Raw genomic sequence first — 23,887 nt, 5'->3', positions numbered from 1 at the left:
CCTGAAGCGGTGCATCGGGTGCGATAAATTTTTAAGGAAAAACTTGCAAAAAAGAAGGGAATTGATTATTATATTAGATGGATTAGCACTCAGAGGGTGAGAGTGCTAACAAAGTACTTACTTAACACCTTTTTAAGGAGGGTTTTTTCATGTTAAAGCCATTAGGTGATCGGATCGTCATCGAACCACAGCAAAAGGAAGAGAAGACGGCAAGTGGCATCGTGCTGCCTGACTCGGCCAAAGAAAAGCCGCAGGAAGGACGGGTTGTCGCAGTCGGAACGGGCAAAGTGTCCGATAAGGGCGAACGTATCGCGCTTGATGTGAAAGAAGGAGAAAAAGTAATCTTTTCAAAATATGCAGGTACCGAAGTGAAATATGACGGTAAGGCCTACCTGGTTGTTCGTCAGGACGACGTTCTTGCAGTCATTGAATGAAACGGTTAAATCATATCAGGAGGGAATTTAAATAATGGCAAAAGAACTTACGTTTGGTGAAGAAGCGCGCCGCTCGATGCTGAATGGTGTAGACGCTCTGGCAAATGCGGTAAAGGTAACGCTTGGACCGAAAGGCCGGAACGTCGTACTTGATAAAAAATATGGTTCACCGCTGATCACGAACGACGGTGTGACGATTGCGAAAGAAATTGAACTTGAAAATAAATTTGAAAACATGGGTGCCCGTCTTGTTTCCGAAGTGGCCAGCAAGACGAACGATGTTGCCGGCGACGGAACGACGACTGCAACGGTTCTTGCACAGGCCATGATCCGCGAAGGTCTGAAAAACGTTGCTTCCGGTGCGAATCCGATGGGTATTCGCCGCGGTATTGAAAAAGCGACTCAGGCCGCTGTAGAAGGCCTGAAAAAGATTTCCAAACCAATTGAAGGCAAAGCTTCTATTGCTCAGGTTGCCTCAATTTCCGCAGCTGACGAAAAAGTCGGCGGACTGATTGCAGAAGCAATGGAAAAAGTCGGAAACGACGGTGTGGTAACAATTGAAGAATCCAAAGGCTTCGCAACGGAACTGGATGTCGTAGAAGGGATGCAGTTCGATCGCGGCTATGCTTCGGCATATATGGCAACAGATCAGGATAAGATGGAAGCCAATCTCGAAGATCCATACATTCTAATTACCGACAAGAAGATTTCAAATATTCAGGAAATCCTTCCTGTACTTGAAAAAGTTGTTCAGCAGGGTAAATCACTTCTGATCATCGCAGAAGATGTTGAAGGTGAAGCACTCGCAACCCTGATTATCAACAAACTGCAGGGCAGATTTACAGCTGTCGCTGTTAAAGCACCTGGATTTGGTGATCGCAGGAAAGCTATGCTGCAAGATATTGCTGTGCTGACAGGCGGTCAGGTGATCACGAGCGACCTTGGCCTTGAACTGAAAGAAACGACCCTTGATCAGTTAGGTTCGGCTGCAAAAGTGATCGTAACGAAGGACGATACAACGATCGTTGAAGGCGCCGGAGATTCTGAAAAGATTGCCGGACGTGTCAACCAGATCAAAGCTCAGCTGGCAGAAACAACTTCCGATTTCGATAAGGAAAAGCTTCAGGAACGCCTGGCTAAACTGGCCGGTGGTGTCGCCGTGATCAAAGTCGGCGCGGCTACTGAAACAGAACTGAAGGAACGCAAACTGCGTATTGAAGATGCCTTGAACTCAACCCGTGCGGCGGTTCAGGAAGGTATTGTTGCCGGAGGCGGTACAGCCCTTGCCAATGTCATCAAAGACGTTGCGGCAGTCGAAGCTGAGGGCGACGAAAAGACCGGTGTCAATATCGTGATTCGCGCTCTTGAAGAACCGGTTCGTCAGATTGGCGAAAACGCCGGACTCGAAGGCTCAGTAATCGTTGAAAAGCTGAAGACCCAGAAAACGGGTGTCGGATACGATGCCGCCAAGAATCAATGGGTAGACATGATTGAAGCCGGTATCGTTGACCCGACTAAGGTAACCCGTTCGGCTCTGCAGAACGCTGCTTCCGTATCAGCCATGATGCTGACCACTGAAGCTGTTGTTGCCGACAAACCGGAAAAAAATCCTGCTCCTCAGGCACCGCAGGCACCAGGAGGCATGGGCGGCGGCATGATGTAATCATGCCTGACCCCCAGGGGACCCGGGCATAGTTCGGATATTAATCTGCCATCTATGTGCTGTAAACTGATTTAATAAGGAAATAAGAGGTTTCTCATGAGGTTAGTCTACTGATGAGGGCCTCTTTTTTCGTGCCTTTTTTTGAAGTTAAAGAGACCGGCATCTGCTGCAGCAACAAAACTCTTTCCTGAATGGCTCCCCTGTGTGCCCGGCAGACTGCACATCCATGGTTATGAACAGCAGTGACGATCGGCCCCCTTTTTTTAATGCAGACAAAACTTAAGGATTACGGTCTCACCCAGGATGGCCCGGCATTGCTGCCCGGTGGCTCAATAAATGAGGACATCAGCAGTTCGGGTGAGGTAAGCACGGCAGCACGGTGCTGAGCGCCGGCTGTTTCGGGTTCGAAGCAGGCGCAAAACCGCTTGGCGGAAAAATTCCGTCTAACTCAGTAAAAAGGATCAATGCGAATTTCAATAGACGGAGGGATTCTGCCTATTGACTCAACAAAACATGAAAAGGGGGGATTTTTCATTGCCTAATCGGAAAATCTCCGCTTATGATACTCTGATACGAGTTCCATTCTGCATTTAAGCGGAAAATCTCTGCCTATTAAGCAAACGACTGGATTCACAACTAACGATCCTGTCCATTGTCTGGTTAGTTGGTTGTTGATCGCGCCGAAACAGCTGGGTGGAGAGACGGCCGTTTACGCAAGCAGCCCGCCCCCAGAGGAGAACCCCTCTTCTCATCGTGCTTCTTTGCCCGACTCTTTCTACAACCCGTCCGGACAGGTACATGTCATTTTGGAATGGGGTAAAAATGTGGCGGGTTCGTCATGTTTAAAAGGGCACCCATCACCGGGTGTCCTGATATATGACGGGGGAAATGCCTTTTTGTTCAGATTTAACGATTTTCCTGACGTGGATAAAAGGCTTCATCGATCTCCCATGACTCGACAATCTGTCTTGCCATCCGGGGATCGTAGCCCATGCCCATGAGATACGTGATTGCGGCGACTTCTGTCATTGCGTGATGATGAGAGGTGTACATGGCTTCTTTCATCCCATACTGGAGAACAGGGGCAACGGCACTGAGGACGCGATCTTTCAGATGTGCAGGATGACTATTCGGATTGGGCATCATATGACCCGGATTCACTTGACCTGGATTCATACTTGGATTCATATAACCCGGATTCATATGACCCGGATTCATGTGACTTGGATTCATATGACCCGGATTCATGTGACTTGGATTCATAGGATCCGGATTCATGTAACCTGGATTCATAGGATCCGGATTCATGTTCCTATAATAGGGGTTCTGAGTCATGTCATTCGGATTCCGGTCCATGTGATAAGGATTCTGATAGTCATAATTCATTATAGATGATCACTCCTGATTCTTTTTTATCCTTTTTGTAGAAAAAAGGTTCAGAAAAACGAAACTTCAGGCGGCGCCTGCGACCGGCCAGTCGGCAAGTTTTTCTTCACAACACAGTTACTGTATGTGGGCTATTTGTCCGTGGTTACTGAGGCGATCATTTAATAGAGAACGATTCACATCCTTTCTTCTTTTCCCGGATTCGTAAGCCTTGATCCATATCTGCGACAAAGGAAGTCTTTTTTTTCGGGAAAAAGGAAGAGGAATGATCCATAGCCTGTCTCATAAACATGACGATAGGCAGGAAAAAAACCTCTCTGCTGATGAAAAAGAGGTTTTTTTCTGAATATGGCGTTCAGGATTCTCAATGTTCTGCCGGTTAAGATTCCAGGGAATTCTTTCCCGAGAAAAACAATTGGAGCTGGTCAGTCGGCACAGGATACAGGGCCGGTTCACCCGGCTTCTTTAAATAGACAAGATTGAGGCGGCCGCCGTGATTCTTTTTGTCCGAAATAATTTTATGGTAAAAGTCCGAAGTGCCAATCAATGAAGAGTCAAGCGGCAGTCCCACTTCCTGCAGCCGCTGAATCAGGCTGCGGGAGGTACCGGATTCGGTCAGGCCGTAGTTCTCGAACAGTTGTGACAGTCTTGCCATACCGATACTGATGGCTTCGCCGTGAGCCAGTCTGCCTTTGGCCTGAAGCTCTATCGCATGGCCGATCGTGTGGCCAAAATTAAGAATCTGCCGGAGACCGGATTCCTTCTCGTCTGCAATGACGATACGGGCTTTAAAAGCGACACTTTTCTGAATCAGCACCTCTGCCCGGGCAACAATGTCTTCCGGGTGATGGATCTGTCCGGTTGTCTCCCAGAATGAACCGCCTGACAGGGCAGACATTTTGACAATTTCCGCGTATCCTTCGGCGATGTAACGATCCGGGAGGGTTTCAAGAGTGTCGGGATCGATAAAGACGGCATCAGGCTGATAAAACGTGCCCACTATATTTTTGCCTGTATCGAGGTTAACCGCCGTCTTACCACCGACGCTGCTGTCGACCTGTGCCAGAAGTGATGTCGGGACCTGGACGAATGCGATGCCGCGCATATAAGTTGAGGCGACAAAACCGGCAAGATCACCGATCACGCCACCACCCAAAGCGACTATGCCGTCTGATCGTGTAAAATGATGATCGATCAGTGCCCGGTAGAGTGTGACAGCTGTCTCCCAGCTTTTCGAAGACTCTCCGGCCGGTACCTTGAGACCGGTCGCCAGAAAGCCCGCGGTTCGCAGCTGGCGAATGACCTGATCCTGATAAAGGGGGCCAACCGTACTGTCGCTGATGACAGCGACCTTCCCGGGTGTCCAGATCCGGCTGAGCCGATTTCCCAGGTGATGAATCAGGCCGCGGTGAATCAGCACCTTATAGGTTTTGTCTGGCAGATTTACAGAGACTTCCAAAATCATCCCTCCCAGGTTTCCATAAGCTGTCTGAGCGCTGAAATACGTCTGACCATCCTCAGGTACGTGTCTGGCTTCAGGGCCTGAGGACCGTCGGACATCGCTTCTTCCGGTCGGTCATGAATTTCCACAATCATTCCGCTGGCACCGGCTGCGGTTCCTGCGCAGGCGAGCGGTGCCACCAGATCCCATACACCGGCGGCATGACTCGGATCGACAAGAACCGGGTAGTGCGTCAGCTTCTGCAGAACCGGTACGGCCGCGACATCAAAGGTATTGCGTGTATATTTGTGATCAAACGTCCGAATCCCGCGTTCGATCAGCATGATGTTATGATTACCGCCGCTTGCGATATATTCAGAGGCGTTCAGCAGGTCGTCGATACTGGCCGCCATGCCCCGCTTCAGTGCGACAGGGATACGGGTTTTCCCGACGGCTTTTAACAGTGAAAAGTTCTGCATGTTGCGGGCACCGATCTGCAGCACATCAGCATATTTGGCTACAAGCGGTACATGGGTCTCGTCCATGACCTCCGTAATCACATCCATTCCGTTTTCATCAGCGGCCTCGCGCAGGTAACGCAGCCCCTCTTCACCGAGACCCTGAAAAGAATAGGGGGAGGTGCGGGGCTTGAACGCACCGCCGCGCAGAACGGTTGCGCCGCCTTCCCGGGCGACGCGGGCCATATGGCGGATGTGTTCTTCCGACTCAACGGAGCAGGGACCGGCCATCAGGGTAAAAGCAGGGCCGCCGATCACTGAATGCGGGAGCCGAATCACCGTATCTTCAGGATGAAACAGGCGGCTCGCCAGGACATAGGGCGGTGTATCCGTGACGATTTTATCGATGGCGGATGCTTCATGATCCGAGAATTCGCAATGGTTGAGCTCTGTGACGGCCATTCTTGACCCTGCAGTTAAAACCTGCTTGTTAAGCCGGCTGAATTTTGCTGCAAATGCCTTCTGCGTGTCTGGCGTCACGTTTTCCTTGAATTGAATAATCATGTTGTATGACCTCACTTTGGTATAGGTTGATATAATTTTACGTTGCCGGGGCCGGTCAGCCAACCTGCGGATGAACCAGGTTGACAGGCTTCTCGGCTGCCTGCGTGTAAAGCGTGACAATATGATTTTCTGTAAAACCGAAATGATTCATCAGATCTTCTGCAGATCCGCTGGCGCCGAATGTGTCGACGCCAAGGGAGATGCCCTGCAGGCCGACATAACGTTCCCAGCCGAATGTCGCCCCCATTTCAATCGACATCCGCCGGCGCACGGTGGAAGGAAGAACCGATTCACGATAGGCCTGACTCTGTTTCTCAAACCGGTCGAAACAGGGCATCGATACTACGGAAACATCATGCCCGGACTGGCGCAGCAACTTTTGTGCACCGATAGCGAGCCGGACTTCCGATCCGGTGGCGATCAGAATCCCCTCGGGCCATGCCCCCTCCTGCGGGGAAAGCACGTAACCGCCGTGCCGGACCCCTTCTTCAGCCTGTTCCGCGGTTCCGCTCAGTACAGGCAGTTTCTGGCGGGACAGGGCGAGAATCGTTGGCCGGTCTGAGGTCTCTATTGCTGCTTCCCAGGCTGCGACGGTCTCATTCGCATCAGCGGGACGGATGAGCGACACACCGGGCATCGCCCGCAGACTCATCAGCTGTTCCACCGGTTCATGGGTCGGACCATCTTCTCCAACGGCAATCGAATCGTGGGTGAAAATATAGATCACAGGCAGCTTCTGAAGGGCTGCCAGGCGGATGGCGGCACGCATGTAATCGGAAAAAACGAAGAAGGTGCCGCCGAATACCCGGCTGCCGCCGTGAAGCGCGATCCCGTTCAGCGCCGATGCTTCAGCAAACTCACGGACACCGAAGGCAATATTTCGTCCCTCACGGCGCTCCGCACGGAACAAATCGCTGCGTTCAATATTTGTTTTATTCGAACTGGCGAGATCGGCTGATCCGCCCCACAGAAAGGGAAGCTTATCTGCCAGAATCTGAATGATGCGATGGCTGGTCACGCGTCCGGACTCGGAACCGGTCACCTCGCGCGGGAGTCCCTCTTTCCAGTCCGGAGGCAGCTGATGGTTCAATGCCTGCGTTAACTTTTCGGCTTTATCCGGATGACCTGCCGCCCATTGATTCACCCGGCACTTCCATTCAGCTTCAGCCTGCCCTCCCCGTTGGCCGATGCACTGCCTGAAGCGTTCCCGAACGTTCCGGGGAACAGTAAATTCAGGATGATCCCAGTGCAGCCGGCGGCGAAGTTCTGCCAATCCCTTTTCTCCGAGCGGGGTGCCGTGGACCTGATTTGTTCCCTGACCCGGCGCACCGAAACCAATGACCGTCCGGACTTCTATCAGCGTCGGTCCATTCCTCTGCTGTTTTGCGCGTTCAATCGCCGCGTCGATGGCGGACAGATCATTGCCGTCTTCCACCCGCAGATAATTCCAGCCGCAGCTTTTAAAACGGCCGCGTACATCTTCAGAAAATGATCGGTCTGCCCGGCCATCAAGTGAGACGCTGTTCGAATCATACAGGACCATTAATTTGTTCAGTTTCAGATGACCGGCGAGGCTTGCAGCTTCATAGGAAACGCCTTCCATCAGATCTCCGTCTCCGCACAGAACGAATGTCCGGTGATTGATCACCTCCTCGCCTGAGTGACAGACAGCTGCCAGATGGGCTTCAGCCATAGCCATACCTGTTGCCATTCCAAGGCCCTGGCCCAGTGGACCAGTTGTTGCCTCAACTTCGGGCGCGCTTCCCCGTTCCGGGTGTCCGGGCGTTCTGCTGCGGAACCGGCGGAAATGTTTCAAATCATCCATGGTTAGATCAAATCCCGACAAATGCAGCAGACTGTAAAGCATGGCTGAGCCATGACCGGCCGACAGGACAAAGCGGTCGCGATCAAACCATTCCGGATCATCCGGATTCAGACGTAAATGATTGCGCCACAGCACGTAGGCCATCGGAGCGGCACCGAGAGGAAGTCCCGGATGTCCGGAACCGGCACGTTCAATGCATTCACAGCTCAGCATACGTATCGCATTCACACAACTTTCGTCAATTTCGTCAAACTTCATTGTAGCTTCACTCCTTTCTGTTTCTTGTCAATCCCGGCAGCGACGGACGTACTGAAAAAAGGGCCCACGGTTTTCAATAAACCGTGGGCCTTTTTCGATTTCTTACTCTGAACCGGGAAAAGCCGCACAGTTTATTGTCCTTATCTGTCTGGACAACATCTGTGCGGCTCGTTTTTCTGACACATGCGAAACTGCTTTGGCCGGCACAGATGCAAACGGAAGTGTTTGCATCTGCTGCGGGCGAGGTGCAAACACCTAAATAAACCAGCCAAAGTAATAGTATCGATTCATTTGAAAACAACACCCTTGTTCTGCATGAACCATCATCAAAACTCCCAATCAGTTAGTGTTAATAAGATAGCAGTAAATATTAAAAATGTCAAGACAAGTTTGAAAAATGGAAAGGTATCCTGACAGAGAATCATGGACAATATCTGAAAACAGGGGCTCGCCGGGCTCTTCAGGCTGATTGACAGTCCGTCAGCTGCATGCTACGCTCGCGATAACAGAAACGGCTGTAAGAAGGGTGAATATGAAAACAGTTACGTTAAAAAATCTGACCATCGGTTCCGGCATACCGAAGATCTGTGTACCGATCACGGGAACGTCCTGTGAAGCAGCGGCGCATATTGCAGCACAGATCGCCTCCGGTCCGGCCGACTTTGCCGAATGGCGTATCGACTACATGAAGGATCTGTCCGTTGCATCCCTGTTGCATGCAGCCGGACGGTTGCGGGAGGTCCTTGGCGAAAAGCCGCTGCTGGCCACCTTCAGAAGCTCACGCGAAGGCGGGGAGAAGCCGCTTAGTGATCCGGCATATTTTCAGCTGTACGAGAGGCTGATCGAGCGGAAACTGGCTGATGCTGTTGATCTGGAACAGACACGCCCTTCAAGGGGAAGGGCACGCCTTATTGATGCGGTACACCGGGCAGGAGGGAAAGTGATCATCAGTTCACATGACTTTTCCCATACCCCTTCCCGGAATGACCTCGTCACAAAACTGAAAAAAATGGAAGCGGGAAAGGCGGATATAGCAAAAATAGCGGTGATGCCCCGTTTACCGGGCGACGTGCTGACACTGATGGAGGCAACTCTGGAGGCGAGGGAGTCAATGACGATTCCGATTATTACGATGGCAATGGGCAGTCTGGGTAAAGTTTCCCGAATCAGCGGAATGCTCACCGGATCCGCTGTCACTTTCGGAAGCCTGAACGAGGTTTCCGCGCCTGGACAGATTGAAGTGAATCATCTGAAACACATGCTAACTGAACTGTCTCCTGATCCCCGAGAAGAGGGCGCAGGGTACTGAACTTGCCGAAATATCGGGATTCCGGTCAGTTCAGGCCATAATCCGGTGGAAATGGCGAAGATCCGACCGAATGCACAAATCATCCGGCCGGAGAATCAAAGCCAGTATAAGAAAATCCAGTACAGAATCCGTGCAGGCAGAGAAGCCTGAAACAGCTGTTCTGAATTTTGGCGTTCCTGTATTTCTTTTTCGTTGCTGTGTTTTTATTTTTGCGTCCGTCATGACGGATTCAGGAATACATTTTACAGCCAGCATGAGGGCAAAAGGGGTGATTATGAACTCATCCAGATAGCGGGGAATCGGGATGAAGTCTGGAATCGGATCAATCGGGTTGAACGCGCAGGCAACGATGCACAGGCAAAGGCTTTCGCATACCATGGTGTCCGTCTGTCTTTTGAGGCGTTAAGGGATCCACAATCGTTCTTTTGACAAGTGGGCGAGCGCTTTAAGTTTCTGTGACATGACCGCACCTCATTCAGAAGGCAGTTTTCTGGCTGAATAACAGCTAATCGCTGTCGGACGATCGAAAAGCAGGTCCGCTCTGGCCATAAATGCGGTAACTTGTGCAGACTGTCTGTGGCGCTGAACAGCTTTTTCATCTTTCCATTCTTCAACCAGGATGAAGCTGTTCCTGTCTGAGGGATCTTCGTAAAGGGTATAGCGGATATTTCCAGATTCCATCCGGGATCCGGTAATCAGCGGGACTGATTCTGTCTGAAAAAGATCACGGTTTTCCTGTCTGACATGAAAGGTTGCGTGAATAATGATCATCTGATTCACCTCATCTTCTATTCTAACGGTTTCGTTCTGAAAAAAGAATGATAAATGACTCTGCCCTTTTTTATAACGTAAGATCATAAGGACATACTAGGAATAATAAAGGCGAGTTGGGGTGAAGCGTGTGACAGGGAAAAGCATGATGGCACTAGTGATGGTACTTGTGCTGATGGGATGGTGGCCGCCGGCGGGACAGGCTGTGGCGGCAGACCAGCCGTCCCCGGTGAAGATCAGCATTCAGAAATTGTCAAACGGGATCTTCTATCCTGTGGTGAGGTCCGGAATCGATCAGGAATCGATTCGAAAAAACATTAATAAGGCTTTTCTGGAGCACGCGGATGCCATATGGCGAAAAGATCAGGCATACCGAAAACAGTACGAAAAAGACAAGCTGACCGGTATCCCGGGACCGTATTATGCCAGTACGAGACCTTATGTGCGCTTCAATGACGGCCGGCTGCTCAGTGTTTCTTTTGTCGATGAAGCTTACACCGGCGGAGCGCACGGCATGCATTATGAAAAAACTTATAATTTCAAAACGGACACAGGGGAACAGTTACAACTCGGGGATGTCGTGACAAATCAAACGCAGCTTGATCAGGTCAATGATTATGTGAAGAATCAAATGATTGAACTGAAAAAAGCGGGTCGATATGATTTCTTTATTGACAGCTTCAAAGGCATCGATCAAAAAGAGGGGCAGTTTTACTTCGACAGGGATGGCATCACGCTGGTTTTTCAGGAATATGAAGTTGCACCTTATTCAAACGGAATCATTCATATCCATGTCCCGAGGGAAGTTTTCAAATGATATGAGAAATCTGTGATGTTTATCAAAATTATGCCATATTGTGCCAATAATCAGCTGGATGCAGTATGATAATAACTGTTAAAGCAATGCGTTGTTCTTTTGGCTTCCCCCCTTTTATGATATAGATTGTTGAGCCCGAACAGGGGCTCTTTTTTTTTATTAATATTTGACATAGCCACCTGTCTCAGGATAAAGTAGAGATAAACAATATAAAGATAAATATGCACGATTCTGGTGGAGCCTGTCAGCACAGGCTCCTTTTTTGCTTTTTTTATCCCGCCTGAACGGGCAGTGCCCTCTTGCCCGGGTGTGGGATCACTGCCTGCTGCAGCACGATGGGTCCAACAGACAATCAGCGGAGGGATGCGCGCAGGCTAAAAATGAGGGTGCCCTGTGTGCTCGAAAGTCCCTCACGGATTGACGTTTCACTTTATCATTTCATCACAGGGGGGAACCGATGGACTTTATTTTTGAACTGGCTGTCATTTTACTTGCGACCAAAATAGCCGGACATCTGAGTGTCCTGATGAAACAGCCGGCTGTGCTTGGGGAATTACTGGTGGGCATTCTGATTGGCCCGGCTGTTCTGGGGTGGATACCCAATTCGGAAATGATCCATATCATCAGCGAAGCCGGTGTGATCCTGCTGATGTTCATTGCCGGACTTGAAGCTGACCTTGACGATCTGCGAAAAAATGCCCGGCCGTCGACGGCTGTGGCCGTCGGAGGGATTATCTTTCCGCTTGGATTTGGTACGCTGGCAGGACTCGGGATGGGCATGCCGCTTAATCAGGGGATCTTTCTGGGGCTGGTTCTTTCTGCGACTTCAGTGAGCATTACGGTACAGACTTTGAAGGAAATGGGCAAGCTTCAGACGCGGGAAAGTACGACCATCCTCGGGGCCGCGGTACTCGACGATGTTCTGGTCATTGTTCTGCTGGCTTTTGTCATGAGCTTTTTCGGCGGATCAGATGAGAGTACACTGCTTGTAATTGGACAGAAAATTCTGTTCTTTGCCACCATCCTCCTGATCAGCTGGAAAGCTGTTCCATGGATCATGCGCTGGTTCGGCGGGTTGAAGGTCTCCGAACCGGTGGTCAGCGCGGCAGTCATGATCGGGTTCTTCTTTGCCTGTTATGCCGAATGGCTTGGCGTGGCGGGTATCATCGGTTCTTTTATCGCCGGGGCGGCTATCGCACAGACACCCTTTAAGGAGAAGGTGGAACAGAAGATTGAGCCGATTTCATATGGCATTTTTGTTCCGGTGTTTTTTGTCAGTATCGGACTGAATGTCACGTTTACCGGACTTGACCGTCACATCTGGTTCATTATCGCCCTTTCGCTTCTGGCCATTTTCACCAAACTTGCGGGTTCAGGTCTGGGTGCCTGGATGACCGGATTTGATTTTCACGGCGCAGCGAAAATCGGGGCGGGTATGATCTCGCGTGGAGAGGTGGCCCTGATCCTTGCCTCCATCGGTATGACTTCAGGCCTTCTGGATGAGATGTATTATACCCCGCTGATCCTTGTCGTTCTGATCACCACGCTGGTGACGCCGCCCGCCTTAAGCAGGCTCTTTGCCAATGAAAGAGATCATGAAGCAGCCTGAAGAACATGCTACAATGAATAAAAAAAGAAGGTGGCCTCATGAAACCGGTTCGTTATGAAATCAATGATCAGCAGATTGCTTTGCGGGAACAACGGAACGAACAGGATACTGACTTTCTGATCCGGGCAAAAACCAGTGAAGCAGTCGATTGCCTGCATCAGCTGAGGGCGTTCTTTGACCGTGATAAAGTTTATTCGGATATTCTATTCTACAGCCGCGGGGAACGGACGTGGCAGGTGATCGTCCGGCGGGATGCTTATGTTCCGTTTCTCGCCCATCTGTTTCAGCTGCAGTTGCTGCGATCCATCCGCTGGCTGACGGGCTGATCCGGGGCGGAAGCAGGCGGAAATCTGCTTAACAAGTACAGGCAATCTATTCAGAAAGGTCTGTTTTCTATTGGGGAATCACGCATTACTTGCCATCGGCATTTTTCTTGTTGCCTATGGTTTTATCATATCAGAGAAAATTCATCGGACCATCATCGCCCTGCTCGGCGCTTCGGCTCTGCTGTTCTTTGGCGTCATCGATCAGGCGACAGCTATCCGCCACATTGATTTCAACACACTGGGGCTCCTTATTGGCATGATGATCATTGTCTCTATCACGTCACAGACCGGACTGTTCCGTTTTGTTTCGATCTGGGCAGCCAGGAAAGTGGACGGGCAGCCGTTTGCTTTGCTTGTCATCTTTTCATTGATTACGGCGTTCGGTTCAGCTTTTCTCGACAATGTGACAACCGTTCTTCTGATCGCTCCTGTAACGTTCAGTATTGCCAGACAACTGAAGATGTCGCCTGTCCCGTTTCTGATGTCTGAGATCCTGATGTCGAATATCGGCGGCACGGCGACAATGATCGGTGATCCGCCGAACATCATGATCGGCAGCGCGGTCAAAAGCCTGAGCTTTATTGATTTCATCACCAACCTGGCACCGGTGATTGTACTGATCATCATCGCTGTCCTGATCCTGCTGAGCTTCATTTACCGGAATTCACTTAACGGGCGGCCGGATGCCCGGGAAGTGCTCGCCGGCCTCGATGCCCGGGAGGAAATCACGGATTCCGTTCTGCTTGCCAAATCACTGATCGTGCTTATTCTGACCGTGATCGGCTTTTTCCTGCATCAGATGCTCGGGGTTGAAACAGCAACCATAGCGCTCTCCGGTGCCTTTCTGCTGCTGCTTCTGACCGGCGAGCGCTATCTTGAGAAGGCTTTGTCAGACGTTGAATGGACAACCATTTTCTTTTTTATCGGGCTGTTTGTCCTGGTCGGCGGTCTGGTTGAAACGGGTGTCATGACCCGGCTCGCGCACGGTGCACTGGACCTGACCGGCGGGGAACCGCTGCCGACCACCTTTTTGATCCTGTGGATGAGCGGGATTGTCTCCTCTTTTGTCGATAATATTCCTTTTGTTGCGACAATGATTCCGCTGATTAAGGATATGGGCGAAATGGGAATGACCAATCTGGAGCCGCTCTGGTGGAGCCTGTCGCTCGGGGCCTGTCTTGGTGGAAACGGTCTATTAATCGGCGCAAGCGCCAATCTCGTTGTGGCGGGAATCGCGGGAAAGAAGGGCATCCGATTACCTTTATCGGGTTTATGAAAATCGGTCTGCCGGTGATGCTCCTGTCGCTGGTCATCTCAACGCTCTATGTTTATTTCCGTTACCTGATGTGAGGTTGCCGCAGCAGCGCCGGATTGTTAAAATAGGTACGTAATACAAAATCAGTGGAAACAAGAGGACGCCTTCGAGCGAGGTGCATCCTTATTCTTTATATAAAAAATTGCGGGGTGCAAACGGGGATGGGACAACCTGAGAATTTGATCATTGTCATGGACTTCGGCGGTCAGTATAATCAGCTGATCGCAAGACGTGTCCGTGATCTTGGTGTATACAGTGAACTTCTGCCGAATACGATGACGGCGGAACAGATCAGAGAAAAAAGGCCGAAAGGGATCATCTTCTCCGGCGGGCCGAGCAGTGTCTACTGGGAGGGCGCGCCGAAAGTCGATCCGGCGGTCTATGACCTCGGGATTCCGATTCTCGGTATCTGTTACGGGATGCAACTGATGAGCCTGCACTTCGGGGCGGATGTCGCACATGCCTCCCACAGAGAATATGGTAAAGCAGAAATTTCCGCGAATACGGACAGTGCCCTTTTCCAGGGGCAGCCGGCAAAGCAGACGGTTTGGATGAGCCATGGCGATCTCGTTAAAACGCCGCCGGAAGGATTCAAAGTCGATGCGAAAAGCGCATCGTGTCCGGTGGCGGCGATGAGTGATGTCGCAAAAAATCTGTACGGAGTGCAGTACCACGTTGAAGTCCGCCACACAGAATACGGGAATGATCTTCTGAATAATTTTATTTTTCACATCTGTAAAGCGGAAAAGAACTGGTCGATGGAACACTTCATCGATCAGCAGGTGGAGAAGATCCGGTCCACTGTCGGCGATAAGAAAGTAATCTGTGCATTGAGCGGCGGAGTTGATTCTTCGGTTGCTGCAGCTCTGGTACACCAGGCCATAGGCGATCAGCTGACCTGCATTTTTGTCGATCACGGTCTGCTCCGCAAAGGCGAAGCAGAAGGCGTTGTTGAGACATTCAAAAACCGCTTCCATATGAATTTTATCTTTGTCGACGCGAAACAGCGCTTTCTGGACAAGCTGACGGATGTCAGCGAGCCGGAGAAAAAGCGCAAAATCATCGGCAATGAATTCATCCATGTTTTTGAAGAAGAAGCAAGCAAGCTTAAGGATATCTCGTTTCTTGTTCAGGGCACGCTCTATACGGATGTGGTAGAGAGCGGCGCGGGCGGCTCCTCACAGACCATCAAGTCGCATCATAATGTCGGCGGGCTTCCTGAAGATATGACATTTAAGCTGATTGAACCGCTGAATACGCTGTTCAAGGATGAGGTACGCGAGCTCGGCACCCAGCTCGGCCTGCCGGACGATATCGTCTGGCGCCAGCCGTTCCCGGGACCGGGCCTCGGCATCCGCGTACTCGGCGCGATCACCGAGGACAAGCTGGCGATTGTCCGTGAATCAGATGCCATTCTGCGTGAGGAAATCAAAAAAGCCGGTCTCGACCGCGATATCTGGCAGTACTTCACCGTGCTGCCGAACATCCAGAGTGTCGGCGTTATGGGGGACGGACGTACCTACGATCACTGTATCGCCATCCGCGCTGTCACCTCAATCGACGGCATGACCTCCGACTGGGCACGCATCCCATGGGAGGTTCTCGAAAAAATATCGAACCGAATCGTGAATGAGGTGGAGCACGTCAACCGTATTGTGTATGATATTACCTCCAAGCCGCCGGCCACAATTGAGTGGGAATAAAAGGAAAATACAAATTAGAGAGAGAATGCCTGTTTCACAAGGCTTATTGTGATGTAAAGCGGATAAAAACTGCTAAAATTTAATGGTTCCTGCCAAGATCCCTGCCAGAATGAATGATCTGGCAGGGTGTTTTTTGCTTTAATGGGAGTCTTTTTAAACCTTTTTCGTCGTTTTCCTTTTTGACGACCATATAATATTTATCTCTGGATCAAGTCTTTTATTGTGTGTATATACACCTCAGTAGAAGCAGAGTCATTCTTTACTAACATAAAACGATATCATTTAATGACACATCGAATGAAAAAAGTTGCATAATAAATGTTGAAAGGGAAATAATCGAACGGAGGTGTCAAAGTTATGGATGATGAATCAATCGTGGTCAAACCTAATTTTCTGAAGACCAGATTATTCCATCTTCTGTGGCGGTTAAGACATTCAGTTCAGTTCGCAAACGGGCCAAAAAAAAGCCGCAAGTGATTACTGACAATCATAAGCTTGACTCAATCATTCTTGACTATCGGGAATACGAAAATATGTTTGAACGGATAAACTACCTTGAAGATAAACTGATCTATAAGGAAGTTGCGGATCGAATTAAGAATTATGAAAGGCATCCGGAACAAGCCTTCCACCTGAGCATTCAATGTCTAAAGAAGAGTATGAAAGATATCAGAAGTTAGATGTTTAAGCATACGCTCAGATGAATAGACGGAAAAATTCCACTTACTTGGTAAATAAAATGAAAAGCAGCTAAAATAGACGGAAGGGTTCCGCCTATTAGCTTGAAAAAAGGGTGAATGGAGCTTTTTGTTTTGCATAACCGGAAAACTTCCCCTTATATACCCCCGAAAAGAGTCCCATTCTGCATCTAACCGGAAAACATCCGCTTATTTTACTTTTTGCTCGTGATTCCATTAAGGACATACAAGAAAGTGAGATGAAAATCCCTGCGAGACGGGTTGATTGAGTGTTCTTTTTGATCGTTGAAAAAATCGGGGAGAACCTCATTTTGCTGCGATACGGTGAACCGTATCGTAAGTGAGTGTAGATGTTCCTGAAAAATAAAAAGCCCACGGGGAGCTAATTGCGATGTAGGCTGTTGACAGAACGTAGAATTCTGTCATAGGATAAGAATAATTTCACATTGATCGCGATGATTGGAATGAGTAGTGGCTGTTTCCCTGTTCCAGAAAGCCGGCGGACGATGCGAGCCGGCACAAAGGCAGTCATGAATTACTTCCCTGAGTTTTTCTGCAAACGCCGTCTTCGTTCAAGCCAGTAGCAGAAAACGGTTGCTGCCGTTAACGGAACAAGTGGAGAGCTGGCTGAGCGCTCAACGAGGGTGGTACCGCGGAATTTTCGTCCCTTTTCAGAGGGGGCGTTTTTTTATTCCTGTTTTACGGGTGTGACAGCAGTTCATGGTTCGTGTCGGCGGCTTTCATCGAAAACGTATGAAGAATAACGGAAATGGAGTGGGAGAAATGAATGCTGAGATTCATTTATCGGTTTCACAGCAGGAAGCTGTCCAACAACAGTTTGACACTCTGAAACAGGGTGCAGCGGAAATTGTTCCTGAGGCTGAGCTTAGAGAAAAACTGAAAAAGTCAGTGGCGACCGGAAAGCCGTTGCATGTTAAACTGGGCCTTGATCCATCGGCTCCGGACGTGCATATCGGACACACGGTGGTGCTGCATAAACTGCGCCAGTTTCAGCAATTCGGCCATCAGGTTCAGCTCGTGATCGGCGATTTTACAGGAAAAATCGGCGATCCGACGGGCAAATCGGCGACACGCCGGCAATTAACGGATGAAGAAGTTCAGGCGAATGCACAGACATACTTTGAACAATTTAGCAAGGTTATCGATATGGAGAAAGCGACCGTTGCCTTTAACGCGAAATGGCTGTCCCGCCTGAGTTTTTCCGATGTCATTGACTTGTCCGCCAAAACAACGGTGGCGCGCATGCTTGAACGTGACGATTTCAGCAATCGCTACCGGTCAGGGCAGTCTATATCGATTCATGAGTTCTTCTATCCTCTGATGCAGGCGTACGACTCCGTTGCACTTCGATCCGATATTGAACTCGGAGGCACGGATCAGAAGTTTAATTTGCTGATGGGACGGCATATTCAGGAAGCTTACGGCATGGAAAAACAGGTGGCGATCATGCTCCCTCTTCTGGAAGGGCTGGATGGAAAGAAGAAAATGTCCAAGTCGCTTGGCAATTATATCGGCATTGACGAATCAGCGGATGAGATTTTCGGCAAGGCGATGTCTCTGCCGGATGAACTGATGATCAAGTACTTTACTTTGGCGACCGATCTGCCCATTAAAGAGATCAACCGTCTGGCGGCTGGATTAAAGGATGGCTCCATCCATCCGAGGGATGTGAAGGAACGGCTAAGCTGGACACTGGTGAACATGTATCATGGCAAGGAAGCGGCAGATCAGGCGAGCGCACAGTTTGCAGAGGTGTTCCGTCAACACGCGCTTCCGGGCGATCTTCCGGAAGTGCATTGGAACGGTTCCACGCAACAGATCTGGGTGGTTGCTTTTCTGGTGAGACTTGGCCTTTTTCAAAGTAACGGAGAGGCGCGCAGGATGATCCAGAACGGCGGCGTAAAAATTAATCAGACGAAACTGTCCGACATCGGAGCAAAAATTAATGTACATGATGGCATGGTCGTTCAGGTTGGCAAAAGGAAGTTTGTAAAAATAAATCTTGAATCGGAGAGAGCATAATCACACAGGACGCCGATTATCAGTGTAATGTAAGATAATGCTTAATCCTCACGAATATTGATTGACATTTTTCACAGAAAAGTTTTAAAGACATCCTTCCCGCCAGTCACGCGGCAGAAAGATGACAATCTTATGGTCAACGTATATAGATCACGAAGTTGTCTCATTTCGTCTTTGTTGACACGTACTATAACACGTGTTAAGATACAGGAGAAAGAGGTTAGGTTATGAAATCATATTCCTCAAGAGAAGTCCTTAAGATACTCAAAAAAAACGGATGGTATATTGTTGATACTGTTGGGGATCATGTTCAATTGAAGCATCCAACGAAAAAGGGAAGGGTTACACTGACTCATCCAAGAAAGGATATACCAACCGGAACTTTAATGAGTATTGAAAAGCAATCAGGAGTTCGATTTTCCTAACCTTTTCTTTTTCTACCCGTAAAAAAGGAGTTGATCTGACTATGGGTTTAAAGTCTAAATATATATTTCCTGCTATTTTAACAGAAGAGGAAAAAGGCTACTCTGTTCAATTTCCTGACTTGCCTGGGTGCCTTCCTTATGGTTCAACTTTGGAAGAGGTTCAGAAAAACGCGAGGGAGGCTCTTGCGTTGCACTTATACGGAATGGATAAGGACGGAGAAGATATTCCGGAAGCTTCAAGTATTAGAGACCTGAAGATAGAAAAGCATCAGTGCGTTATCCTGGTCGATGTATTAATGGCCCCATATCTTCAGCAAATTTTTAACCAGTCCGTGAAGAAAACATTGACCATCCCTAAGTGGCTGGATGATCTTGCTAAGGAAAACAACGTGAATTATTCTCAAGTATTACAATCAGCTATAAAAAAACAAGTCGGCATAGAGGAGAGACATTCAGTTAATGGATAAAGGCTGCACTTACATCAGATACGGACTTGATGAAGCTTCTGAGATTGATAAAATAGAGAAATGGTTCAATGGTTCGCTGAACACTTTTTGACAAATCGGCGGCCATCATGAAAAAGTCAGATTTCATAACCGGAGCCCCTGATCGGGTTTCCGGCTTTATCTATTCGGTAATTTAAAGAAAAATCAGAGATAGGGTGCAAGGCGGGGATGGATCAGAACGACTTGATAATTGTGATGGACTTTTCCGGCCAGTACAATCAACTGATTGCCAGGCGCATCCGTGATTTAGGCGTATACAGCGAACTCCTTCCGAATACGCTCACAGCAGCACAGATCAGAAAGAAGCAGCCGACGGGCATCAGTTTCTACTGAGGTCCAAGCAGTGTGTACGGTGAGGGGGGCACCAAAGTGTGATCCGGCGATTGTTGATCTGGGTGTTCCGATTCTGAGCATCTGTTACGGCCTGCACCTGATCAATAGGCAATTTGACGCTGAGGTGGAGCGCGCGGTGCATCGTGAGTATGACAAGGCAGACATCATTACCGATACAGGCAGCCTGCTCTTTAAAGGACAGCCTGCCGGGCAGTCGGTCTGGATGAGCCACGACGATCTGGTTAAGACACCGCCGGAAGGATTCGAAGTCTTCGCCATAAGCGAGTCCTGCCCGGTTGCGGCTATGAGCAACGCAGCGAAAAATGTCTATGCCGTTCAGTATCACCCGGAAGTGCGTCATACAAAGTACGGCAATGATCTGCTGAGCAATTTTATCTTTTCGATCTGTGGCGCGAATGCCACCTGGTCAATGGAACATTTTCTCGATGAAAAAGCTGAAGAGATCCGCAAGAGTGTCGGCAACCGCAAAGTGCTGTGCGCGCTGAGCGGTGGAGTCGATTCATCGGTTGCGGCAACGCTTGTCCACAAAGCGATCGGCGACCAGCTTACCTGGGTTTTTGTCGATCACGAACTGCTCCGAAAAGGGGAAGCGGAAGGCGTCATCGATACATTCAAAAACCGTTTTCAAATGAACTTTATCCCTGTCGATGCCAAAAGCGTTTCTTGGACAAGCTGGCGGATGTCGGTGATACTGAGAAAAAGCGCAGGATCATCGGCAATGAATTCATCTACGTATTTGAAGAAGTTCTGAAATTATTTTCTCCCAAAACAGAGGGCAAATCTGAAGTCGTATGGTCAAAAATAAGGGACGATTTACCCCAATATGAAAAATACAGACGGAGGCTTTCCGGGATCCGCTCTTATCAGTTAGGGGACTCGGTTAAGCATACGATCAGATGAATAGACGGAAAAATTCCGCTTCGGCCGTTCTGGTACTTTACCGTATCGCCCAATTATTTGTCCAAATTGGGGATTGAAGTAAGTCATGATGTTTTGGCCAACGCTAAAGCGGGAACGCGGCTCTATCTATTGCCAGGTACGCTTTCGGAAGCGGATCGCCGGCAGATGGTGGCTTTTTTACAGGAATCTTCCACCGAAGGTCTTTCTCCCGGTGATATTCAAACTGCTTTTTCTAAAAATAAAAAATTTGGCCACTTGTAAAATCAAATTAGCCAGTTAGGTTGAAGTAATAAAACGCCATCATAAAATCCGATGTATCATTAAAACGACGAAAACTTAATGAAAGAAGCGGATCCTCGAAGACGCATACGAAGGCACCGCACAGAAATCTAAAGATCATGGAATGAACAAAGCGCTTCCCAATCAAGGGAAGCGCTTTGTTTTTAGAAGCGAAAGTGATACTTGAAAAGTGGTCTGATCAGCACAAAGGCCGGAAGAGAGATCCTATTATCTCTGAAAATAGTAACCTTGATTAATGTCTTCAATTAGAGAGGGATGCACGGGGCGCCACCCCAGGCGTTTATGGGTTAATGCGCTTGATACAGGGTTGTCGACTGATGCGAAGTCGCCCAGCCATCCGAAATGCGAATTTGCCTTTTTCGCGTCTATGCTTTTTACCGGCAGGTTGAGATGTTGGCCAAGGGCGACGGCGATATCACGAAAGGGCACGCCCTCATCGGCAACAGCGTGAAACCGCGACCCTGCCGGGGCCTTTTCCAAAGCGAGGCAAAAAAGATGTGCCACATCGAGGTGATGCACAGCTGGCCAACGGTTGGCTCCAGTTCCAATGTAGGCTGAAATGCCCTTCTTGCGAGCGATGTCGGTCAGGCTCGGGACGAACCCATGCTTATCGCCATCACCGTGTACAAGTGGAGGGATACGAACAATTGAGGAACGAACGCCTTGATCGGCTAACGCCAGCGTTGTCTTTTCCGACGGGACGCGTAATTTTCCAGCGGAATCAGGGTCAGCCGCATTGTCCTCCGTTCCGAGTTGATTGGGAGTGAGGGTCAGTGTCGGCATAGCGACAACAAGAGGGCGGTCGCGGCCGGAAAGCGCGGTACCCAGTGTCTCAATGGCACGTCGGTCCGTCTCGACAGCTGCCGTCATGAATCGCAATGGCGCCTGACGGGGGGTTCCACCAAACATTATTCGCAGGCGTGTTGATAGTCGTGCATGAGAGAACTTATGGAAGAAGGCTGTGTGAATGACGCCATCTGCAGCGGCAGCACCGCTGCGCAAGCTTCCCAGGTCTTCGATTGAACCCTGGTGAGCCTCTGCACCAAGGGCAATAAGCCTTTTGGCAGCTTCCCCGGAACGAACAAGGCCGATAACATGATGGCCGGCATCCATTAGTTCACGAACAACCGCCCATCCGATGAATCCGGTCGCTCCCGTAACAAAAACACGCATATGAAAAACCTCCTTATAAGCAGTTATAATTGGGTGGTTTGAACCATGCTCAGTGCCGTAAGCGAGTTGCACGGTCGTCTCATGGTTAACCTAATTATAGAAGAGGGTTCACTTGGATGTTTGCGTGTTCTGATTGAGTTATTGCTCGATTTAACGAAACCTGTTCAAAAAAAGCGCCAAGCCTTGAAGCAGCGAGGATATGAAAAAAGGGCGACGAGGCATCCTGGTCAGTTTAAATTCTGTCTTTTCTGGCGCCATCTGGCGATATCTCTGTTTGGCGGGCTTCCAAAGAAGCGACTGTATTCCCGGCTGAATTGGGAATCGCTCGCATATCCCACAATTCGGCATGCAGTTGTCGCATCCATTTGATTGGATAACATCAGCCGCCTGGCTTCTTGAAGACGCAGTACATTACGGTATTGCAAGGGGCTCATCGCGGTGACGGACTTAAAATGCTCACGGAAAGAGGACTCGCTCAAATGGACCATCTCTGCCAAATCAGCGATTTTAAATGGCTGGGAGAAGTTGTTCTGGAGCCAGTCCATTGCTTTCACAACTCGCTGTATGCTGGATTCCGCAAAAACGGTCTCAGCAACGTAAACGCCGATGGGGCTGCGAAGAAGTCGAATGAAAATCTCATCCGTGATGAGCGGGGCAATTAAATGATCATCGCCGGGACTAGAGAGACAATCGACCAGTCTTGCCATGGCATTAATCAGAGCCAAATCAGCATCCATGACATAACCCGCACGCCGATTACGAATCGTTGGCAAGCCCTGCGGATATACTTTCGACACCAACACCGCGATCCTTTGCGGGTCGAGATATAGCCCTACTCCCAGAAACGGTTCGGCAGGGCTGGCCAAAATGGTTTTCATGGCAACCGGTAAGGCAACGGGAGCAATAAAAATCCGTGACCCTCCGTATTCATAGACATCCCTTCCGACAGTTATGATTTTTTTACCCTGTGCTGCAATGCCGACAGCAGGCGAGTAAATGGTATGCACATAATCCGCGGCTTCTATTCGCGAATAGCGATTGACATATAACCCGGGGATTCGCGCGGCATAGGTCCCATCATGTGAAGAATGAGTATCAATCAGATTAGCCAGTCTGATGGTTTCCGCTTTAAGCGATCCATTGGCATTATCTGACATCGGCGTGGCCGCATGATCATCCAGACTCATTTTCTCGAAAGCAACTCCTTTTTCCGTTTGATCGTCCGACATGGCGGGCATGCAGTTAATAATTATGGTGCTTATCTATCCTCACTCTAATGGATACCCGATCAGGTTCATCAAATTCAGGCCCTTCCAGGCAAAGTTTATACCGGCCAGCTTAGCAAGCAGTCTGTACCTTCATTTTGTGTCCTTATGCAGCTGCAAAGTAAAGAAGGATGTCGCACAGTCATAGACCTTTGTGACATCCTCTTTCTCTAATCGTTGAGCGTTTTCATGCAATCGTTAATTGGCCATATGATCGTTAGACAGCTAATATTGGTCATGATAAACCGTCGATTCTTGATCATCAGCGCACCAGGGTGACCTGATTTTGTCTGCTTTTTCGCGTAAAACGTACTCAAAAGAAGGATCCTCTCTGGCTGTGTGGT

19 protein-coding genes, 2 pseudogenes and 1 other annotated feature are annotated in these 23,887 nt (G+C 49.4%); of the genes and pseudogenes, 13 read left to right on the top strand and 8 right to left on the bottom strand.

What is annotated here, in order from left to right; all coding sequences use genetic code 11:
- Nucleotides 1-149: 149 nt before the first annotated feature.
- Together groES and groL are read left to right on the top strand one after the other, a co-directional pair.
- Nucleotides 150-434, top strand: coding sequence for a co-chaperone GroES (groES, locus tag ABNN70_RS01355; protein WP_353948513.1), 285 nt, complete (start codon nucleotides 150-152; stop codon nucleotides 432-434).
- A 34-nt stretch (nucleotides 435-468) separates the two neighbouring features.
- Nucleotides 469-2,097, top strand: a complete 1,629-nt coding sequence (gene groL, locus ABNN70_RS01350; protein WP_353948512.1) for a chaperonin GroEL — start codon at nucleotides 469-471, stop codon at nucleotides 2,095-2,097.
- Between the two features lie 906 nt (nucleotides 2,098-3,003).
- On the opposite strand, the gene ABNN70_RS01345 is transcribed toward groL, so the two are convergent.
- The 4 genes from ABNN70_RS01345 to tkt all read right to left on the bottom strand — a co-directional run bounded on the left by ABNN70_RS01345 (nucleotide 3,004) and on the right by tkt (nucleotide 8,029).
- Entirely contained in the window at nucleotides 3,004-3,483 is a 480-nt protein-coding gene (locus ABNN70_RS01345) for a hypothetical protein (protein WP_353948511.1), read from the bottom strand.
- Between the two features lie 379 nt (nucleotides 3,484-3,862).
- Nucleotides 3,863-4,948 carry a 3-dehydroquinate synthase gene (aroB, locus tag ABNN70_RS01340; protein ID WP_353948510.1) on the bottom strand — a complete coding sequence of 362 codons (1,086 nt, stop codon included), beginning with the start codon at nucleotides 4,946-4,948 and terminating at the stop codon, nucleotides 3,863-3,865.
- Nucleotides 4,945-5,946 (bottom strand): 3-deoxy-7-phosphoheptulonate synthase, encoded by a 1,002-nt coding sequence (gene aroF / locus ABNN70_RS01335; RefSeq protein ID WP_353948509.1) that lies wholly within the window; start codon nucleotides 5,944-5,946, stop codon nucleotides 4,945-4,947. Before aroF ends, aroB begins: the two co-directional genes overlap by 4 nt.
- A 55-nt stretch (nucleotides 5,947-6,001) precedes the next feature.
- Complete coding sequence (gene tkt / locus ABNN70_RS01330) at nucleotides 6,002-8,029, bottom strand: transketolase (protein ID WP_353948508.1); 2,028 nt, start codon at nucleotides 8,027-8,029, stop codon at nucleotides 6,002-6,004.
- Between the two features lie 532 nt (nucleotides 8,030-8,561).
- On the opposite strand from tkt, the gene aroD reads away from it, so the two are divergent.
- Complete coding sequence (gene aroD, locus ABNN70_RS01325) at nucleotides 8,562-9,338, top strand: type I 3-dehydroquinate dehydratase (RefSeq protein ID WP_353948507.1); 777 nt, start codon at nucleotides 8,562-8,564, stop codon at nucleotides 9,336-9,338.
- 30 nt (nucleotides 9,339-9,368) lie between these two features.
- Here aroD and ABNN70_RS01320 read toward each other — a convergent pair whose 3' ends face one another.
- Nucleotides 9,369-9,716 carry a YkvA family protein gene (locus tag ABNN70_RS01320; protein WP_353948506.1) on the bottom strand — a complete coding sequence of 116 codons (348 nt, stop codon included), beginning with the start codon at nucleotides 9,714-9,716 and terminating at the stop codon, nucleotides 9,369-9,371.
- A 93-nt stretch (nucleotides 9,717-9,809) separates the two neighbouring features.
- A complete protein-coding gene (locus ABNN70_RS01315) occupies nucleotides 9,810-10,109 on the bottom strand; it encodes a putative quinol monooxygenase (RefSeq protein ID WP_165364317.1) in 300 nt (99 codons plus the stop codon).
- Between the two features lie 121 nt (nucleotides 10,110-10,230).
- Between ABNN70_RS01315 and ABNN70_RS01310 the strand changes: the two genes are divergently transcribed.
- From ABNN70_RS01310 to ABNN70_RS01265, 10 genes and pseudogenes are all read left to right on the top strand, one after another.
- Nucleotides 10,231-10,926 carry a DUF3298 and DUF4163 domain-containing protein gene (locus ABNN70_RS01310; RefSeq protein WP_353948505.1) on the top strand — a complete coding sequence of 232 codons (696 nt, stop codon included), beginning with the start codon at nucleotides 10,231-10,233 and terminating at the stop codon, nucleotides 10,924-10,926.
- Between the two features lie 457 nt (nucleotides 10,927-11,383).
- Entirely contained in the window at nucleotides 11,384-12,535 is a 1,152-nt protein-coding gene (locus ABNN70_RS01305) for a cation:proton antiporter (protein WP_353948504.1), read from the top strand.
- A 38-nt stretch (nucleotides 12,536-12,573) separates the two neighbouring features.
- Nucleotides 12,574-12,861 carry a hypothetical protein gene (locus ABNN70_RS01300; protein WP_353948503.1) on the top strand — a complete coding sequence of 96 codons (288 nt, stop codon included), beginning with the start codon at nucleotides 12,574-12,576 and terminating at the stop codon, nucleotides 12,859-12,861.
- A 70-nt stretch (nucleotides 12,862-12,931) separates the two neighbouring features.
- Nucleotides 12,932-14,211, top strand: a pseudogene (locus ABNN70_RS01295) (ArsB/NhaD family transporter).
- 126 nt (nucleotides 14,212-14,337) lie between these two features.
- Nucleotides 14,338-15,879, top strand: a complete 1,542-nt coding sequence (gene guaA, locus ABNN70_RS01290) for a glutamine-hydrolyzing GMP synthase (RefSeq protein ID WP_353948502.1) — start codon at nucleotides 14,338-14,340, stop codon at nucleotides 15,877-15,879.
- Between the two features lie 1,144 nt (nucleotides 15,880-17,023).
- Nucleotides 17,024-17,249: a binding site (T-box leader), on the top strand.
- 111 nt (nucleotides 17,250-17,360) lie between these two features.
- Complete coding sequence (gene tyrS, locus ABNN70_RS01285; RefSeq protein ID WP_353948501.1) at nucleotides 17,361-18,620, top strand: tyrosine--tRNA ligase; 1,260 nt, start codon at nucleotides 17,361-17,363, stop codon at nucleotides 18,618-18,620.
- A 227-nt stretch (nucleotides 18,621-18,847) separates the two neighbouring features.
- Nucleotides 18,848-19,045 carry a type II toxin-antitoxin system HicA family toxin gene (locus ABNN70_RS01280; protein WP_353948500.1) on the top strand — a complete coding sequence of 66 codons (198 nt, stop codon included), beginning with the start codon at nucleotides 18,848-18,850 and terminating at the stop codon, nucleotides 19,043-19,045.
- A gap of 41 nt (nucleotides 19,046-19,086) precedes the next feature.
- Entirely contained in the window at nucleotides 19,087-19,512 is a 426-nt protein-coding gene (locus ABNN70_RS01275) for a type II toxin-antitoxin system HicB family antitoxin (RefSeq protein WP_353948499.1), read from the top strand.
- 207 nt (nucleotides 19,513-19,719) lie between these two features.
- Nucleotides 19,720-20,649 (top strand): annotated as a pseudogene (gene guaA, locus ABNN70_RS01270) (glutamine-hydrolyzing GMP synthase); the annotation flags it as partial.
- A gap of 249 nt (nucleotides 20,650-20,898) precedes the next feature.
- On the top strand, nucleotides 20,899-21,066 hold the full coding sequence (locus tag ABNN70_RS01265) for a hypothetical protein (RefSeq protein ID WP_353948498.1): 168 nt from the start codon (nucleotides 20,899-20,901) through the stop codon (nucleotides 21,064-21,066).
- Nucleotides 21,067-21,312: 246 nt separating this feature from the next.
- On the opposite strand, the gene ABNN70_RS01260 is transcribed toward ABNN70_RS01265, so the two are convergent.
- Both ABNN70_RS01260 and ABNN70_RS01255 read right to left on the bottom strand, forming a co-directional pair.
- A complete protein-coding gene (locus ABNN70_RS01260; RefSeq protein ID WP_353948497.1) occupies nucleotides 21,313-22,278 on the bottom strand; it encodes an SDR family oxidoreductase in 966 nt (321 codons plus the stop codon).
- 227 nt (nucleotides 22,279-22,505) lie between these two features.
- A complete protein-coding gene (locus ABNN70_RS01255) occupies nucleotides 22,506-23,507 on the bottom strand; it encodes an AraC family transcriptional regulator (RefSeq protein WP_353948496.1) in 1,002 nt (333 codons plus the stop codon).
- Nucleotides 23,508-23,887 lie beyond the last annotated feature (380 nt).

Origin of the sequence: Sporolactobacillus sp. Y61 (genome assembly GCF_040529185.1) — a bacterium.
Taxonomy (GTDB): Bacteria; Bacillota; Bacilli; order Bacillales; family Sporolactobacillaceae; genus Sporolactobacillus.
The sequence above is the reverse complement of the archived record's forward strand: the minus strand, read 5'-3'. Positions and strand labels throughout refer to the sequence as shown.

What these genes read in the sequence shown, in the direction of transcription:
- groES (WP_353948513.1), top strand. Translation starts at nt 150, where the DNA reads ATGTTAAAGCCATTAGGTGATCGGATCGTCATCGAACCACAGCAAAAG.
- ABNN70_RS01255 (WP_353948496.1), bottom strand. Translation starts at nt 23,507, where the DNA reads ATGTCGGACGATCAAACGGAAAAAGGAGTTGCTTTCGAGAAAATGAGT.
- ABNN70_RS01320 (WP_353948506.1), bottom strand. Translation starts at nt 9,716, where the DNA reads ATGGTATGCGAAAGCCTTTGCCTGTGCATCGTTGCCTGCGCGTTCAAC.
- ABNN70_RS01280 (WP_353948500.1), top strand. Translation starts at nt 18,848, where the DNA reads ATGAAATCATATTCCTCAAGAGAAGTCCTTAAGATACTCAAAAAAAAC.
- aroF (WP_353948509.1), bottom strand. Translation starts at nt 5,946, where the DNA reads ATGATTATTCAATTCAAGGAAAACGTGACGCCAGACACGCAGAAGGCA.
- guaA (WP_353948502.1), top strand. Translation starts at nt 14,338, where the DNA reads ATGGGACAACCTGAGAATTTGATCATTGTCATGGACTTCGGCGGTCAG.
- ABNN70_RS01315 (WP_165364317.1), bottom strand. Translation starts at nt 10,109, where the DNA reads ATGATCATTATTCACGCAACCTTTCATGTCAGACAGGAAAACCGTGAT.
- aroD (WP_353948507.1), top strand. Translation starts at nt 8,562, where the DNA reads ATGAAAACAGTTACGTTAAAAAATCTGACCATCGGTTCCGGCATACCG.
- aroB (WP_353948510.1), bottom strand. Translation starts at nt 4,948, where the DNA reads ATGATTTTGGAAGTCTCTGTAAATCTGCCAGACAAAACCTATAAGGTG.
- ABNN70_RS01300 (WP_353948503.1), top strand. Translation starts at nt 12,574, where the DNA reads ATGAAACCGGTTCGTTATGAAATCAATGATCAGCAGATTGCTTTGCGG.
- groL (WP_353948512.1), top strand. Translation starts at nt 469, where the DNA reads ATGGCAAAAGAACTTACGTTTGGTGAAGAAGCGCGCCGCTCGATGCTG.
- ABNN70_RS01305 (WP_353948504.1), top strand. Translation starts at nt 11,384, where the DNA reads ATGGACTTTATTTTTGAACTGGCTGTCATTTTACTTGCGACCAAAATA.
- tkt (WP_353948508.1), bottom strand. Translation starts at nt 8,029, where the DNA reads ATGAAGTTTGACGAAATTGACGAAAGTTGTGTGAATGCGATACGTATG.
- ABNN70_RS01260 (WP_353948497.1), bottom strand. Translation starts at nt 22,278, where the DNA reads ATGCGTGTTTTTGTTACGGGAGCGACCGGATTCATCGGATGGGCGGTT.
- ABNN70_RS01275 (WP_353948499.1), top strand. Translation starts at nt 19,087, where the DNA reads ATGGGTTTAAAGTCTAAATATATATTTCCTGCTATTTTAACAGAAGAG.
- ABNN70_RS01345 (WP_353948511.1), bottom strand. Translation starts at nt 3,483, where the DNA reads ATGAATTATGACTATCAGAATCCTTATCACATGGACCGGAATCCGAAT.
- tyrS (WP_353948501.1), top strand. Translation starts at nt 17,361, where the DNA reads ATGAATGCTGAGATTCATTTATCGGTTTCACAGCAGGAAGCTGTCCAA.